This is a genomic window from Actinomadura sp. ATCC 39365 (assembly GCF_054392275.1).
Genome location: NZ_CP184335.1, coordinates 451,955 through 466,921 on the forward strand (window position 1 = coordinate 451,955; position 14,967 = coordinate 466,921).

18 protein-coding genes are annotated in these 14,967 nt (G+C 70.8%); 5 read left to right on the forward strand and 13 right to left on the reverse strand.

The annotated features are described in order from the left end of the window. Positions 1-179 precede the first annotated feature (179 nt). Together ACNF49_RS02475 and ACNF49_RS02480 are read right to left on the reverse strand one after the other, a co-directional pair. Positions 180-305 (reverse strand): DUF397 domain-containing protein, encoded by a 126-nt coding sequence (locus ACNF49_RS02475; protein ID WP_357966342.1) that lies wholly within the window; start codon positions 303-305, stop codon positions 180-182. Positions 306-833: 528 nt separating this feature from the next. Next, entirely contained in the window at positions 834-1,550 is a 717-nt protein-coding gene (locus ACNF49_RS02480; RefSeq protein ID WP_357966339.1) for a demethylmenaquinone methyltransferase, read from the reverse strand. A gap of 150 nt (positions 1,551-1,700) precedes the next feature. On the opposite strand from ACNF49_RS02480, the gene ACNF49_RS02485 reads away from it, so the two are divergent. Continuing rightward, the gene (locus ACNF49_RS02485; protein ID WP_357966336.1) at positions 1,701-2,906 is read left to right on the forward strand and encodes a hypothetical protein; all 1,206 of its coding nucleotides are present in this window, start codon (positions 1,701-1,703) and stop codon (positions 2,904-2,906) included. Here ACNF49_RS02485 and ACNF49_RS02490 read toward each other — a convergent pair. Further along, on the reverse strand, positions 2,903-3,121 hold the full coding sequence (locus ACNF49_RS02490) for a DUF4229 domain-containing protein (protein ID WP_352357263.1): 219 nt from the start codon (positions 3,119-3,121) through the stop codon (positions 2,903-2,905). The genes ACNF49_RS02485 and ACNF49_RS02490 overlap by 4 nt on opposite strands. Positions 3,122-3,378: 257 nt before the next feature. Here ACNF49_RS02490 and ACNF49_RS02495 point away from each other — a divergent pair, with 257 nt between their 5' ends. Further along, positions 3,379-3,600 carry a BldC family transcriptional regulator gene (locus tag ACNF49_RS02495; RefSeq protein ID WP_026214226.1) on the forward strand — a complete coding sequence of 74 codons (222 nt, stop codon included), beginning with the start codon at positions 3,379-3,381 and terminating at the stop codon, positions 3,598-3,600. A gap of 165 nt (positions 3,601-3,765) precedes the next feature. On the opposite strand, the gene ACNF49_RS02500 is transcribed toward ACNF49_RS02495, so the two are convergent. Together ACNF49_RS02500 and ACNF49_RS02505 are read right to left on the reverse strand one after the other, a co-directional pair. Next, a complete protein-coding gene (locus tag ACNF49_RS02500) occupies positions 3,766-4,008 on the reverse strand; it encodes a hypothetical protein (RefSeq protein WP_357966334.1) in 243 nt (80 codons plus the stop codon). A 10-nt stretch (positions 4,009-4,018) separates the two neighbouring features. Continuing rightward, a complete protein-coding gene (locus tag ACNF49_RS02505) occupies positions 4,019-4,996 on the reverse strand; it encodes a hypothetical protein (protein ID WP_357966331.1) in 978 nt (325 codons plus the stop codon). Positions 4,997-5,119: 123 nt separating this feature from the next. Between ACNF49_RS02505 and ACNF49_RS02510 the strand changes: the two genes are divergently transcribed. Next, positions 5,120-5,407: a PLDc N-terminal domain-containing protein gene (locus tag ACNF49_RS02510; protein ID WP_357966328.1), complete on the forward strand. Its 288-nt coding sequence runs from the start codon at positions 5,120-5,122 to the stop codon at positions 5,405-5,407. On the opposite strand, the gene ccsA is transcribed toward ACNF49_RS02510, so the two are convergent. The 5 genes from ccsA to ACNF49_RS02535 all read right to left on the reverse strand — a co-directional run bounded on the left by ccsA (position 5,404) and on the right by ACNF49_RS02535 (position 9,903). Next, the gene (gene ccsA, locus ACNF49_RS02515; protein WP_357966325.1) at positions 5,404-6,363 is read right to left on the reverse strand and encodes a cytochrome c biogenesis protein CcsA; all 960 of its coding nucleotides are present in this window, start codon (positions 6,361-6,363) and stop codon (positions 5,404-5,406) included. The genes ACNF49_RS02510 and ccsA overlap by 4 nt on opposite strands. Then, a complete protein-coding gene (resB, locus tag ACNF49_RS02520) occupies positions 6,353-7,915 on the reverse strand; it encodes a cytochrome c biogenesis protein ResB (RefSeq protein ID WP_357966323.1) in 1,563 nt (520 codons plus the stop codon). Before resB ends, ccsA begins: the two co-directional genes overlap by 11 nt. Then, positions 7,915-8,637 (reverse strand): cytochrome c biogenesis CcdA family protein, encoded by a 723-nt coding sequence (locus ACNF49_RS02525; RefSeq protein ID WP_352322524.1) that lies wholly within the window; start codon positions 8,635-8,637, stop codon positions 7,915-7,917. The genes resB and ACNF49_RS02525 overlap by 1 nt, the downstream gene beginning before the upstream one ends. Beyond that, complete coding sequence (locus ACNF49_RS02530; protein ID WP_357966320.1) at positions 8,630-9,193, reverse strand: TlpA family protein disulfide reductase; 564 nt, start codon at positions 9,191-9,193, stop codon at positions 8,630-8,632. The genes ACNF49_RS02525 and ACNF49_RS02530 overlap by 8 nt, the downstream gene beginning before the upstream one ends. Positions 9,194-9,264: 71 nt before the next feature. Beyond that, a complete protein-coding gene (locus ACNF49_RS02535; RefSeq protein ID WP_357966317.1) occupies positions 9,265-9,903 on the reverse strand; it encodes a histidine phosphatase family protein in 639 nt (212 codons plus the stop codon). 241 nt (positions 9,904-10,144) lie between these two features. Between ACNF49_RS02535 and ACNF49_RS02540 the strand changes: the two genes are divergently transcribed. Beyond that, positions 10,145-11,005, forward strand: coding sequence for an EamA family transporter (locus ACNF49_RS02540; RefSeq protein ID WP_482942675.1), 861 nt, complete (start codon positions 10,145-10,147; stop codon positions 11,003-11,005). Here ACNF49_RS02540 and ACNF49_RS02545 read toward each other — a convergent pair. Further along, entirely contained in the window at positions 10,998-11,918 is a 921-nt protein-coding gene (locus tag ACNF49_RS02545) for a LysR family transcriptional regulator (protein ID WP_357966312.1), read from the reverse strand. The two genes, ACNF49_RS02540 and ACNF49_RS02545, sit on opposite strands and share 8 nt — an antisense overlap. Before the next feature lie 183 nt (positions 11,919-12,101). Between ACNF49_RS02545 and ACNF49_RS02550 the strand changes: the two genes are divergently transcribed. Continuing rightward, positions 12,102-13,001, forward strand: coding sequence for an EamA family transporter (locus ACNF49_RS02550; RefSeq protein ID WP_482942676.1), 900 nt, complete (start codon positions 12,102-12,104; stop codon positions 12,999-13,001). Here the strand turns inward: ACNF49_RS02550 and hemL are convergent. Next, on the reverse strand, positions 12,943-14,232 hold the full coding sequence (hemL, locus tag ACNF49_RS02555) for a glutamate-1-semialdehyde 2,1-aminomutase (RefSeq protein ID WP_482942677.1): 1,290 nt from the start codon (positions 14,230-14,232) through the stop codon (positions 12,943-12,945). The two genes, ACNF49_RS02550 and hemL, sit on opposite strands and share 59 nt — an antisense overlap. A gap of 48 nt (positions 14,233-14,280) precedes the next feature. Beyond that, positions 14,281-14,910 (reverse strand): bifunctional DNA primase/polymerase, encoded by a 630-nt coding sequence (locus ACNF49_RS02560; RefSeq protein ID WP_357966306.1) that lies wholly within the window; start codon positions 14,908-14,910, stop codon positions 14,281-14,283. Positions 14,911-14,967 lie beyond the last annotated feature (57 nt).

The window sequence follows — 14,967 nt, forward strand, 5'->3', positions numbered from 1 at the left end:
CTGTCCTGTCCTACACGCTCGAAGGCCTCGGGGTCTTGCGCCTTCGTTCCTTTGTGAACCCCTTCACAAACTTGTCGGCCCGCAGTCTACTGCTTTTCCTGTACATAGTGGCAGTCGGGGTACGGATCCCGGACACAAGAAGACCCTCCGTCGTCAACGAAGGGCCGGGCACGGGAACGTCAGACTTCGAACTCGGCGTTGCGCACTCCGGCGGTCGTGCTCCGGGCGAACTCGACGCACTCGCCGGCGGCCGCGCTGAGACTGCTCTTGCGCCATCCGTCCGGCGAGACAGTGGGGCCGCTCATCGGACGGACTACCTCCCGAGTCTCATTGGTCTGGACCAATGACGGTAGCCAACAGAAGATCGGCCGAGCCTGCAAGACACGCCGCGATAACCATGTCGTTACGATTGATCTCCCAACGACGCGAGGAATTCGCGCTATTCCTCCTCATCCATGGCGGTCGGGCGGGCCGGAGCACCCTGAGGGTGAGGTCGGGCAGATCGCTCAGCTCGACCAGGTGCTGGAGCCGGTCGCGCATCCTGCGTTCGACCTTGCCCGGCGGCCCGGTGCGGCTCGGCGGCGTGCTTCCGGCGGCGGAGTGCCGGATTGATTTCTCCGATCACCCGGGGCTCCTACCGCGAATCGAGGAGATACGCCCACAAAGTGCGATGGCAATCCGCCGGGAAGACCTGCTTTCGTCGCGGAAAGAGCCCTGCCGTCATCCCAGCGGGAATTCCCTCCGACACATCCTCAGAGCAGCCCGCAGAGCCGAAATCGGACGGAAAGGCGGAAGATGATTCCAGAAACTTTCGCGGACCGCCCGCCCGCGGCTCAGGCGGGCTTGAAACCCCGGTGAACGGCGACGATGCCCATCGTCAGGTTGCGCCAGGCGACCCGCTCCCAGCCGGCGTCGCTGATCGTCCGGGCCAGCTCCCGCTGGTCGGGCCAGTCTCTGATGGACTCGGCCAGGTAGTCGTAGGAGTCGTCGTTGGAGCCGAACACCTTGGCCACCTTGGGCAGGGCCCTCATCAGGTATTCGCGGTAGACCAGGTCGAACGGCCCGAACGTGACGTGCGAGAACTCCAGGATCACCAGCCGGCCGCCCGGCCTGGTCACGCGGAGCATCTCGCGCAGCGCCTGCGAGGTGTCGTGCACGTTGCGCAGCGCCACCGAGATCGTCACCGCGTCGAAGGCGTCGTCCGCGAACGGCAGCCGCATCGCGTCACCGGCCACGAAGGGGATGCCGGGCCCGCTCAGCGAGTTGCCGCCGTGCCGCTGCACGCCCGTGCGCAACATGCCGAGGGAGAAGTCGGAGGCCACCGCGCGGGCGCCCAGGCTGGTGAAGCTGTCGGTGGAGGTGCCGGTGCCCGCTCCCAGGTCGAGCACGACCTCGCCGGGCCCCGCGTCGACGGCGGCGGCCACGGCCTTGCGCCAGAGCCTGACCTGCCACAGCGAGGCCACGTCGTTGACCAGGTCGTAGCGCCGGGCGGTGCGATCGAACATCGCGGCGACCTCGTCCGGCTGCTTGTCCAACTGAGCGCGCGTCATGCGGACAAGAGTACTCACGCGGCCCGCGCGGTATTCGCCGGGCGTTACGGCCTTTGACCAGCCACCACCGGGCCGGCGGCGAGCCAGGCTCTTGCGGCAATTGACGCAAAGTAACGGCACCGCTACCGAACGTCTGCTAGATGTTGGTGAATGCTTGCCCGTGTCGCCCTTGCGGCGATCATCGCCTCGGCCCCCGTCGCGCACCCCCGCGTGGTCTCGGCCGACCCGGTCGACAACACCCCCCACGTCCTCGACGGCATCGTCAACGCCATCGCGCTGGTCGGTGGCACCGTCGTCGTCGGCGGCTCGTTCAGCGAGGTCAGCGACGCCGGGCGCACGTACACGCTGCGCCGGGCCAATCTGTTCGCCTACGACCTGGCGACCGGCCGCATCCTGCGCGGCTTCGCGCCGTCCGTCGCCGGGCCGGTCTACGGGCTGGCCGCCGGCGACCACGGCACGGTCTACGTGGGCGGCGCCTTCCCCGGCGTCAACAACATCGGCGCCCGCGCGCTCGCCCGGATCAGCGTCGCCGACGGGCAGCTCGTCGACGGCTTCATGCCCCGGATCGAGGGGGGCATGGTCACGACCCTGGTCAGGAACGGCTCCAGGCTCTACGTGGGCGGCGACTTCGTCCGGCCGCGCGTGGCCCTGGCCGGGCTCGACGCCGCGACGGGCGTGGCCGACCCCGGCTTCGCCGTCACGCCGGGCGAGCCGCTGACGCCCAGGGTGAAGGTCCAGGCCCTCGCCCTGTCGGGCGGCCGGCTGGCGGTGGACGGCTCGTTCACCACGCTCGGCGGGCGATCCCGGCCGCAGCTCGGGCTGATCGACGTCAGCGGGCCCGTGGCCAGGGTCGCCGACTGGCGCACCGAGGTCTACGCGCAGCGCTGCGCGGAGGCGTTCCCGTCCTACGTGCGCGGCCTGGACTTCGCCCCGGACGGCCGCTCCTTCGTGGTCGTCACGACCGGGGGCCCGAAGGGCCGCATGTGCGACACGGCCGCCCGGTTCGAGACGTACGCCGCAGGCCCGGACGTCAGGCCGACCTGGACGAACGCCACCGGCGGCGACTCGCTCTACGCGGTGGCGGTGACCGGCTCAGCCGTCTATGTCGGCGGCCACCAGCGCTGGCTGGACAACCCGCAGGGCCGCGACTCCGCCGGCCCGGGAGCGGTGCCCCGCGAGGGCATCGGCGCCATTCATCCGCGTACGGGAAAGGCGCTCGCCTGGAATCCCGGCCGGGAGCGGGGCATCGGCGTGAAGGCATTTCTGGCGCACAAGACCGGCCTACTAGTCGGTAGTGACACAACGCGACTCGGACGGGAGTACCATGCCCGGATTGGCATGTTCCCCCTGCCCTAGTCGTCCTGCGGCTCGGGCCGGTCGATCCGGCCGCTGAGGCGTGCGCTGACGGCGTCACGCTGCCTCGACAGCAGCACGTAGCTGGCTATGCCGCTGATCACGAAAGCGGCTGCGAGCAGGAACAGCGGGTTTTGCAGGCCGACGAGGTACAGAACACCCAGGGTCACGACAAACAGGCCGATCCGCGACGCGGTGTAAACGAGAACGGGATGCACAGGTTCGAGGTTACTCGTCCCTGCGTAGCGGTCGCTCTTCGCATCGGACGCGAGCGCTGCTACTGTTCCCAGTAAGGGTGTTTCGTAAAGAAACACCCACGAGAGCCCCAAAGAGGCTCTATCATATAACAATCGGGCAGTCAGCTGATAACAACCCGTGATCTTTGTCGAAAACCACGGATAAATCAGGCTTCGCTCGACACACTGGTTACCTGTCCGCCCGCTGGCAGGAAGCGGGATGCGAGGGGGAGAGATTGGTGGAGAGTAGCAGCGAGCGTCTGCTGACCCCAGGAGAGGTTGCCGCCCTCTTCCGGGTAGACCCAAAGACGGTTACGCGCTGGGCTGCGGCAGGCCGCATCAGCAGTATCCGCACCCCCGGAGGGCACCGGCGCTTCCGCGAGTCGGAAGTGCACGCCCTTCTTCGAGGCGAGGACGTTCTCACGGCCGACAGGCCAGCAGGTGAGTCCCCGCGCGTCTGACGTTCCGTCTAGTCGGTGATCCTGAGATCCGCCAGGATCACCGCTGGCGGGACCTCAATCCGCCTCACGTCGTGAGGCCGTGAACGAGCGTGCCTGCGGGCCACACTTCCCGAGGGCAGGCACGGGGCGGCGCCAACCGCCGACCGTGGCTGGCGCCTGTCCTTCTCAGGCGTCCTCCTGGCTGGCCTTGAAGGCCAGGAACTCGCGTTCGAGGTCGTCGTTCTCCTCTTCCCAGCGACTCCGGCGTTCGGCCGCCTCCTCCTCGGTCAGCGACTCGGGCAGCCACTTGTCGTAGTCGGGATCCCCGGGCTGCACGTCCACGTACGCGTTGCCGATCAGACGCCCGTCTTCGCTGGTCAGGCTCTGCGGCACGCGCAGGGTCCCGTCAGCGAGCCGGATGACGTACATGGCTGATCACCTAGATTCCGTAGCGCCGGTTGAAGAAGAGCATGACGTCGAGCGCCATCCGTGTGTCGCCGCCGAGCATGTCGACCAGGGCCGGGCGCTGGCGGGCGGCGATGGCGGCGAAGGCGTCGGCGAAGAACTCCTTGCGGCCCAGGCCGTTGCCCTGGCGGTGGAAGGTCGAGGCCAGCTTGGGGAAGGCGTTCTCGTAGAGCCGGAGGAACTCCGGCGAGTCGGACACCCATTCGCCGTGGAACGAGTCCAGGTCGTCGATGGCGTGGCCGACCTCGTGCATCATCACGTCCGGCGTGGGTGAGGGGCGGTCGCCCACCACGATCTTGCGGTCGCCGTACGCGCCGGCGCAGATGTCCCAGGTGGCCCGGCCGGACGGGAGCGGCGCACCGCGTAAGTACCCCATGTCGTCGAGGTCGGGGACGCCGCCGGGGCCGACGTAGATGCCTTCGAGACCGGCGGCCAGCAGCTCCTTCAGCCGGTCGGGCAGCCGGGCCAGGCTCTCCACGGCGCGTACGGCGTCCTTGGAGGGCGGGCCGTGCCGGGCGTCCCACTGGCGGTGGAGGATCTTCTCCAGCTTGCCGCAGTGGCGCAGGCCGTCGCCGATGGAGGGGGCCTCCGGCCTGTTGGGCTGGGCCCTCGGCGGCGTGTCGTCGAGCTCGAAGTCGTACCAGGTGTAGCGGGGGCGTTCGGCGACGGCGGCGGGCAGGCGTTCACCGCGCTCGCGCAGCGAGAGGCCGTCCCAGGTCACCTCGCGCCGCTGGGGGCCGCCGGGACGGGCGAACCGGTCCGGCTGCTGCTCCCTGCGCCGCTCCGCGCCCTTGAGCTGCTCTCTCGGGGCCTCGGGGCGGTTGTCCCTCCGCCGGGACCAGAAGGAACGGTCCGCGTCCGGAGGAGCCTCGTCACGCCGCGAGAACAGGTACGACCCGCGGCGCCACCAACGGCCGCGCCGATGTCGGCCCTTGTCGTGAGAAAAGGCCATCGCACCCCTTCACGCCGCGTCCATGGCGAACCGGGTTCCACGGTACGACGCCGATCTTCCCGAGTCATCCGAAACGGGACATCGTCCGACACGATCACGTCGCGGATGGCTTACAGTTCGGGCATGGCAGGTGTTCTGATCGGCCTGGCGTTGCTGGCCTTCTGGCTCTTCTCGCTCTTCGACGTCATCACCGCACCCGAGGAAGAGGTCAGGAACGTACCAAAGGCGCTGTGGGTCCTCATCGTCGTGCTGGTCCCGTTGCTCGGCGGTGTGATCTGGATGCTGCGCGGGCGGCCGAAGGCCGAGCGCGACCCGTGGCCGGTGCCGCCGGGCCCGGGCGCACCGAAGGGCCCGGACGACGACCCCGACTTCCTGAGAGACCTCGACCGGCGGATGCGCGGCGAGGACTAACCGCTGACGTCGGCGTAGCTGTGCAGGCCGGAGATGAAGATGTTGACGCCGACCAGGTTGAACAGCAGGCATCCGAACGCCAGCAGCTGCACGATCATGGCGGCCCTGCCCCGCCAGCCGGCGGTCACCCTGGCGTGCAGGTAGGCCGCGTACGCCACCCAGGTGATGAACGACCAGACCTCCTTGGGGTCCCAGCCCCAGTAGCGGCCCCAGGCGCGGTCGGCCCAGAGCGCGCCGGCGATGACGGCGAACGTCCACACCGGGAAGGCCAGCACGATCGCGCGGTGGGCCACCCGCTCCAGGTCGTCGCGGCTGGGCAGGCGCGACAGCCCCTCCCCGCGCACCAGGAACAGCACCCCCGACACACCGGCCAGCGTGAACAGCCCGCTGGCCAGGATCGCCGCGCTGACGTGGATCGCGATCCAGTACGAGTTCAGCGCCGGCACCACGGGCCCGGCCGCCGTGTAGAGCACCTTGACCGCGAACCCGAGCCCGAGCGTGGCGGCGATCATGACGAACGCGCCCAGGAAGCGCACGTTCTGGCGGACCTGGGTGAACAGGAACGCGGTCACGGCGGCGAAGCAGATGGCCACCACGAACTCGTACATGTTGCCCCACGGCCACCGGTCGACCGCCAGGCCGCGGGTGATGATGGCGCCGAGGTTGGCGGCCCAGCCGATCCAGGCCAGCACGAGCGCGACCCGCCCGGCCCTGGCCCCGCCCGCCATGACGGGCGCGGGGTCGGCGACGGCCGCCTCGGCCTCGGGCGCGGCGTCGCCTTCCGAGGGGGCGCCGACCGTGACGGGCTGCCGGGCGGCCCGCTTCACGGCGGCCTTGCCCAGGACGGATCTCCCGAAGGCCAGCTCCATCGCGAAGCCCACCATGGCGATGATGTAGAGCAGGACGGCGCCGACGACGAAATTGTCGCTCAGCCCGGCCAATTGCTCAGCGGACATGCTGTTCTCCTGCTGATAGAGCCTTGACGATCTCGGCGAACTCCTCGGCGAAGCCCGCCGCGGAGCCCTCGGTACGGGTCAGGCCGCCCACGTCGACCCGCCCTTCCCTGACCCGCACCCAGACGCGCCGGCGGCGGATCATCAACGACAGCGCGATGGCCACGACCGCGACGGCCGCGGCGATCAGCGCGGGCACGCGCCCGGGGTCGTAGGCGGTCTGGAGCGTGATCCACTCCTTGACGCCGGTGAACTCCAGCTTCCCCGCCCCGCCGGGCAGCTCCGCCGACTCCCCCACCGACAGCGGCTTGGTCGCGAACGACCCACGCACCACGGGGACGACCTTGCCGTCGAGCTCGTCCGGCAGGATCTTGTAGACCGACTGGGGCTTGCCCGACCGCATGCCGAGGTCGCCCACGTAACCGCCGAGGAGCTGCACCTGCGGCTGGAGCTCGCCGGGGAAGGCCGAGGCGTAGTTGCCGTCGGTCAGCGGCACGCTGGTGGGCAGGAAGCGCAGCAGGAACCCGAGCTGGGACGGCTGCGCGTCGGGCGCCTTGACGACGCACGACGAGGTCAGCGTGGCCTTCTGGTCGATCAGGCAGGCCACGGGCCCTTCGTAGGCGACCTGGCCCTTGCCGTCGGTGACCTTGAAGACGGGCGCGTAGCCGTGGCCGATCAGGTACGTCTGCGTCCCGTCGACCTCGAGCGGGTCGTTGACCTTGAGCTCGTAGTCGCGGGCGGGCGCGCCGGGCTCGTCGTGCACCTTCAGGTAGGCGGAGTAGTCGAGCTCCTGGCCCTTCTTGTCGCCCTCGACCTGGTAGGTGGCCTTGAAGTCGGTCAGCTCGAACGAGAACGGCTGGAGCGACTCGGCCGAGACCCGGCTGCCGGGGATGAACCTGTCGTAGGCGGCCACGGTGTTGGCGAAGCCGTCGCCCTCGACGACCAGGACGTTGCCGCGGTAGCCGTACAGGGAGCCGAAGCCGATCGCGAGCAGGATGCCGATCAGCGCGACGTGGAAGAACAGGTTGCCGGTCTCGCGCAGGTAGCCCTTCTCGGCGGCCACCCAGCCGTCGCCGGTGACGACGCGGAAGCGCAGCCTGCGCAGCCGCCTGGCGGCCTCCTCCACGGTCAGGTCGCCCTCGAAGGAGTCGGCGTGCGGCAGCCGGGACAGGTTCTTGGGCGCGGCGGGCGGCTTGCGGCGCAGCTCGCGCAGGTAGGTGGCGGTGCGCGGGATGATGCAGCCGACGAGCGAGGTGAACAGCAGCAGGTAGACGGCGGCGAACCAGACCGAGGTGAACACCTCGAAGAGCTGGAACCGGTCGTACCACTCGGCCAGGGTGGGGTTCTGCTGGTAGAGCTGGGCCACCTTGTCGGGTTCGACGCTGCGCTGGGGCACCAGCGAGCCCGGGATCGAGCCGAGCGCCAGCAGGAAGAGCAGGATCAGCGCGGTCTTCATCGAGGTGAGGGTGCGCCAGCCCCACCGGAGCCAGCCGACCGGCCCCAGCCTGGCCTGTCGCGGCTCGCGCTCCTCGCGCACCAGCTCGTCGACGCTCATCAGATCACCGGCTCGAACGCGCCGATGAGCCCCTGCATGGCCGCGATCATCGCACCCCACAGTCCGGTGACGAGCAGCAGCCCGACGGCCACCATCATGCCCCCGCCGATCCTGGTGATCAGCCGGGTGTGCCTGCGCACGGCCTGGAACGTGCGCAGGGCCTTGCTGTAGGCCAGGGCGGCGGCCACGAACGGCAGCCCGAGGCCCAGCGCGTAGGCCACGGCCAGCAGCGCGCCGCGCGAGGCGCTGCCCTCGTTGAGCCCGAGCGTGAGCACGACGGCCAGCGTGGGGCCGATGCACGGCGTCCAGCCGAGGCCGAACACCACGCCGAGCAGCGGCGCGCCGGCCAGGCCCGCGGCCGGCAGCTTGTGGATGCGCACATCGCGCATCAGGCCGGGCAGCACGCCGAGGAAGGCCAGCCCGAGCAGGATCGTCAGGACGCCCAGCACCCGTGTGATGACCTGGGCGTTGCCCAGCATGATCGAGCCGAGCCCGCCGAACAGCGCGCCGCTGAGCACGAACACCAACGCGAACCCGGCCACGAACAGCACCGTGCCGAGCACCAGCCGCCCCCGCTTGGGATCGGCGCTCATGCCCGTCACGTACGACAGATAGCCCGGCACCAGCGGCAGCACGCACGGCGACAGGAACGACACCACCCCGGCCAGCAGCGCGATCGGCACCGCGAGCAGCAGCGAGCCCGAGGCGACGACGTCACTCATCGCGCACCTTGGTCACCGTGTTCATCAGGTCGGTGTACTTGACCGCCCCGAGCGCCCTGGCCGCGATGCGGCCCTGCTTGTCGATGACCAGAGTGGACGGGATCGCCGCGGGCGGCACGGTGCCCTGGAAGGACAGCGCAACCTTGCCGGGCTGGTCGAAGATGTGGGAGTAGCCGGTCTGCTCGGTGCGCTCGAAGGCGAGGGCGTCGGCCTGGCGGTCCTTGAAGTCGATGCCGATGAACTGCACGTCGCCCTTGGTCTTGGCGGCGACCTCCTTGAGCACCGGCGCCTCGGCCCGGCACGGGCCGCACCACGAGGCCCAGAAGTTGATCACCACGACCTTGCCCTTGTGGGCGGCCAGCGAGGCAGTGCCGCCGTCGAGCGTGGGGCCCTCGACCGGCGGGGCCGCCTTGCGGTCGGCGGCGTCGAAGACCTGCATCTTGCCGTCGCCCGCGACGAACCGGGTGTCGCCCACCTGGGGCTGCCCGCTCTGGTTTGCCGCGCAGCCCGCGGCCAGCGCGGCCAGGAGAACGAGGGAGATGGACGTCGCGCGCACGGAGGATGATCTCCTTGTACTACAACCGGTAGAGCTTGCAACTCTACCGGCGGGCAGACATGGCCCCGACATCAGGCCCCTGGTATCGACGGCCCCGAACTGAGCGACCCGGCCGGCTCGCTGTAGCCGACGCTGACCAGGCGGTCGCCCTCGAAGGTGAACGTGGTGAGGCTGGCCAGCGCGCACTGCCGGCGGCGCGGGTCGTGCCAGAGCCGGCGGCCCTCGGCGGCCATCCTGATCGTCCAGATCGGGAGCTGGTGGCTGACCAGCACGGCCTCGTGCCCGCGGGCGGCCGCCCTGGCGTCGTCGACGGCCGACTTCATGCGCGCCACGATCGCCGGGTACGCCTCGCCCCACGACGGGCGCAGCGGGTTCCAGAAATAGCGGTAGTTGCGCGGGTTGCGAAGGATGGCCAGCCCCTGGCCGACCGGACGGCCCTGCAGCATGTTCGCCGCTTCGAGCAGGCGGTCGTCCTTGGTCACGTCGAGGCCGAGCTTGTCGGCGAGCGGGGCCGCGGTCTCCAGCGCGCGTTCGAGCGGCGAGCTGTGGACGGCGACGATGTCGCGGCCGCCGACGGCCTTGGCGACCGTCTCGGCCATGAGCCTGCCGGTGTCGGACAGGTGGTAGCCGGGCAGCCGGCCGTACAGGATGCCGCCGGGATTGTGCACCTCACCGTGGCGCAAAAGGTGGACGACGGTGGTTTCAGCCATGGTGTGCCACAGCCTATCCGTTTCGATGCCGGTCATAGTCAGGGGCTGCCTGGTCCGGCATTTCGCGCGGGGGTATGGTCGGGACGACTGCGCCTAGGGTTCCGCGTCCGGTCCGCCTCCCCCGTCACACAACCAGGGCCGGAAGACAGGTCCGAGCGGCGCCGCGGCCCGCCGGGCCGTACAGCTGACGGGACAAAAGCCTGGAGGCTCCTCTCCGTCACCCCTGGAAGGAGTCGCCCGGATGAGCCCTTGGGCGCTGGTCCTCATTCTCGTCGCCGCCGTCGCGCACGCCACCTGGAACCTGCTGAGCAAGAAGGCGTCCCAGGCCGACGGCATCGTCTTCCTCTGGCTGGTCGGGGTCGTGGCCACGGTGGTGTGGAGCCCGCTGTTCGCCGGGTTCCTGCTGGTCACGGGCGCCCGGCTGTCGTGGGGCGACCTGGCGGTGATCTGCGGCAGCACGGCCCTGCACCTGGGGTACTTCGTGCTGCTCCAGCGCGGCTACGGCGCGGGCGACCTGTCGCTGGTCTACCCCGTCGCCCGCGGGACGGGGCCGATGCTGGCCAGCCTGGTCGCCGTGTTGTTCCTGGACGAGCACCCGGCGCCGGCCGGCGTGGCCGGGATCGTGCTCGTCGGGGTCGGGGTGTTCATGATGAGCGGCGGCGCGGCCGGGCGGGGCGACCTGCGGGGGCTGGTGTCGGGGCTGGTCGTGGGGCTGTTCATCGCCGGGTACACGGTGTGGGACTCGCAGGTGGTCAGCGCGTTCGCGGTGGCGCCGATCATGCTCAACTACCTCGGGGAGGTCGGGCGGGCGCTGGCGCTGACGCCGTTCGTCGCCGGGGGCAGGCGGCGGATGGTCGGGCCGGTGTGGCGGGAGCACCGGTCGCGGATCGTGGGGGCGGCGTTCCTGATCTTCCTGTCGTACCTGCTGGTCCTGATCGCGTTCACGATGGCGCCGGTGAGCGTGGTGGCGCCGGCACGAGAGGTGAGCGTGCTGATCGCGGTGCTGCTCGGCGGGCGGCTGCTGGCCGAGGGCGACCTGCGGCGGCGGCTGCTGGCGGCCAGCGTGATCCTCGGCGGCGTGGTGGCGATCGCGCTCAGCTGACCGCCCAGGCGTTCTCCTGCTCGCGGCTGACGCTGATCAGGGCCTCGACCGTGGCCCTGATCGCGGGCCGGCGGGCCGCGTCGGTGCGCCACACCGCGTAGATGCGGCGCGTCTGCCGCGGCATGATCGGGACCAGCCGCACGCCGTCGGGCACGCAGTCGCGGCCCAGGCGCGGCACGATCGCGCAGCCGAGCCCGGCGGCGACCAGCGCGAGCTGGGTGGGGTACTCGTCGGCCATGCACGCGATCTCCGGCTCCAGCGAGGCGTTGCGCAGCGTGAAGACCAGCCAGTCGTGGCAGACGGTGCCGGGCGAGGAGCTGATCCACCGCTCGCCGTGCAGCTCGGCCAGCCCCACCTCCCTGCGCTCGGCCAGCGGATGGTCGGCGGGGATCGCGACGTCGGCCACGTCGTCGAGCAGCGTGGCCCTGGACAGGCCCTCGGGCATGGCGATGGGCCGGTTGAGCCAGTCCTGCATCACGCCCAGGTCCAGCTCGCCCCTGGCCACCTCGCGCAGCACCCGCTCGGGCTCACGCTCGTAGAGCTGCACGTGCAGGTCGGGGTGGTGCCTCTTGAGCTGCACGAGCGCGCCCGGCATCAGGCCGCGGGTCGCGGTGGCGAAGGCGGCGATGCCGAGCCGGCCGACGACCTCGCCGCGCAGCGCCTCGAAGTCCGCCTCCGCGGTCTCGACCAGGGCCAGGATGCGCTCGGCGTGCTCGGCGAGCAGGCCGGCGGCGTCGGTCAGCCGCACGCCCCGGCCGCTGCGCTCCATGAGCCGGGCGCCCGTCTCCCGCTCCAGCTTGGCGATCTGCTGGCTGACGGCCGACGGCGTGACCATGAGCGCGTCGGCCGCCGCGCCGACCGACCCGTACACGTGCACGGCGTGAAGTGCCTTGAGCCGGTTCAGGTCCAACATGTAAGCCAGACTAAAGGGTTTAGCGTAGAAAGTCTCGCTTGTCCTTGTATCTGAAGCAGATGAAAATATATGCATGCGAATCATTAAGAGCAGGAAGCCCGAGACCCGTTCCACCTCGTACCTGAAGGTCCTCGCCGAGCAGGCTCGCGAGCAGCGCAACAGGTACCAGAAGACCCGCTCTGCGTGAGCCCCCGCCACCTCGCCCTCGCCGTCGGCCTCGCGGCCGTGTGGGGCTTCAACTTCGTCGTCATGCAGATCGGCCTGAAGCACTTCCCTCCCCTGCTGTACGCGGGGATCAGGTTCACCCTGGCGGCGTTCCCCGCCCTGCTGCTCGCGGGGCGGCCGGGAGTCCCGTGGCGCTGGGTCGCCGGGGTGGCGGCCACTCTCGGAGTGGGTCAGTTCGGCCTGTTGCTGGTGGGCATGCGAGCGGGCATGCCGGCCGGGCTGACCTCTCTCGTCCTGCAGATGCAGGCGTTGTTCACCGTGCTGTTCGCGGTGACGCTGCTCGGCGAGCGGCTCACCGCCCGCCGCGTCCTCGGCCTGGCGGTCGCCTTCGGCGGCCTGGCCCTGGTCGCGTTCGACTTCGGGGTGTCCGGCCCGCTGGGTGCCTTCGCCCTGTGCGTGGCCGCCGCCGCGGCCTGGGGGCTCGGCAACGTGGTGCAGCGCAGGGCCGCGCCGCCGGACTCGCTGCGGTTCATGGTCTGGGTGAGCGCCTTCTCGGCGCCGCCCCTCCTGCTGCTGTCGCTGCTGGTCGAGGGGCCGCCCGTGCTGACCGCCCCCGCCGAGGGCTGGTTGTCGCTGGCCTACGTGGCCTTCGTCTCGACGCTCGGCGGGTTCGGCGTGTGGGGCTGGCTGCTGCGCCGGTACGACGCCTCGACCGTGGCGCCGTACACGCTGCTGGTGCCGGTGTTCGGCATGTCGTCGGCCGCGCTGGTGGCCGGCGAGCCACTCTCCTGGACCGAACTCCTGGCCGCGGCCCTCATCGTCGCCGGCGTGCTGTACGCCGGCACCAGGCCGCGCCGGGTCACAGAACCGCCGCGGCCGCCTTCGCCGCTGCCGGCAGGGCCTCGGCGATCCGGTTGAGCGCCTCGTCATCGTGCGAGGCCGACAGGAACCACGCCTCGTACGCCGACGGCGGCAGGTAGACGCCCTGGTCGAGCATCACGTGGAAGAACGCGGTGAAGGCCGCCGTGTTCTGGGCCCTGGCCTGGTCGAAGTTGCTCACCTCGCCCTCGGCGAAGAAGATCGAGAACAGGCTGCCGGCACGCTGCAACCGGTGGGGCACGCCCGCCTTCGCCAGCGCCTCGGCCGCCGCGTCGCCCACCGCGAGCGCGGCGGCGTCGATGCGCGCGTAGGCGTCGGCGTCGAGGGCGCGCAGGGTCGCCAGGCCGGCGGCGCACGCCAGCGGATTGCCGGACAGCGTGCCCGCCTGGTAGACCGGGCCCTCCGGAGCCAGGAAGGCCATCACGTCGGCCCGGCCGCCGAACGCCGCCGCGGGCAGGCCGCCGCCCATGACCTTGCCGAACGTCATCAGGTCGGCGTTGACCGGGTCGAGGCCGTACCAGCCGGCGGACGAGACGCGGAAGCCGGTCAGCACCTCGTCGACGATGAGCAGCGCGCCGTTGGCCGTGCACAGCTCGCGCAGCCGGGCGTTGAACCCGTCGCGCGGCGGGACGACGCCCATGTTCGCCGGGCACGCCTCGGTGATCACGCAGGCCACCTCGGCGGCCGCGAACGCCTCCTCCACCGCCTGGACGTCGTTGTACGGCAGCACGATCGTGTCGGCCGCCGACGCCCCGGTCACCCCGGGCGTGTCCGGCAGCCCGAACGTCACCACCCCCGACCCGGCCGAGGCCAGCAGGGCGTCGACGTGCCCGTGGTAGCAGCCGGCGAACTTGATCACCTTGGACCGCCCGGTGAAGCCGCGCGCCAGGCGCACCGCGCTCATCGTCGCCTCGGTGCCGGAGCTGACCAGGCGCACCTTCTCGACCGGCGCCATCCTGGAGACGATCTCCTCGGCCAGCTCGACCTCGCCCGGCGTGGCGGTGCCGTAGGAGAAGCCGTGGGCGATCGCGCCGGAGACGGCCTCGACGACCGCGGGATGCCGGTGGCCGAGGATCATCGGGCCCCAGGAGCAGACCAGGTCGACGTAGCGGTTGCCGTCGACGTCGGTGATGTACGGGCCCTGGCCCGAGGCCATGAAACGCGGCGTGCCGCCCACCGCGCCGAACGCGCGCACGGGCGAGTTGACGCCGCCGGGCACCACTTCCCTGGCGCGGGTGAAAAGATCTTCGGAGTTCTGTGTACGGCTCACCCGACCCAGGTTAGTCCCGCAGGCCCGTGCCCCCGCCGCGGGGCGTGCTCAGTCGGCGAGCCATTCCAGGATGCGCAGCGGGTCGGGCAGCGGACGGCCGTCCGGGGGCCGGAGCCAGGAGACCGGCTGGCCCGAGGGCAGCGTGGAGGGCGGCGCGACCACGTAGCTGTCGCGGCAGTGCCAGCGCAGGCCCGGCGTGTCGTCGATGGTGGCCGGGTCGCAGTCGAGCTGGCAGGACCACCACTCGTCCTCGTCCTCGGGGTTGCCGCGGGTGGCCACATAAAACAAGACCCGGTCGCCTTGAGCGGCGACCGGGCCTGGGTGGGCTCCGGCGGCGTCGATCCTGGTGAGGGCCGACAGGCCGGAGGCGAGCGGTACGTCGAACACGTCGAACACGCGCCCTGTGGGCAGGATCACGTTGGCCTCCGGCTCGCTCTCCCACCAGCGGGTCAGCAGCGTCGTGTCCGTCGTGGCCTGCATGTGCCAGGCGGGCGAGAGCGGATGGGCGCCGGGATCGGGACAGCCGACGCGGTCGCACGAACACGCGCGCGGACCGTGCCGCAGCGGAAAGGCACCCGGCACGACGGGCCAGCCCAGGGACGCGTACTCCAGCACGGAATCGATGCGTGTCGGCCGCGACCGCTTTCTGGTACGCCGAGCCAGTGGTACCCCCACCATGGTGTCTCCCGTCGAGTCAGCGCCTGAGGAGGTCCCGGCTCCGGGCCGTTCGCACAC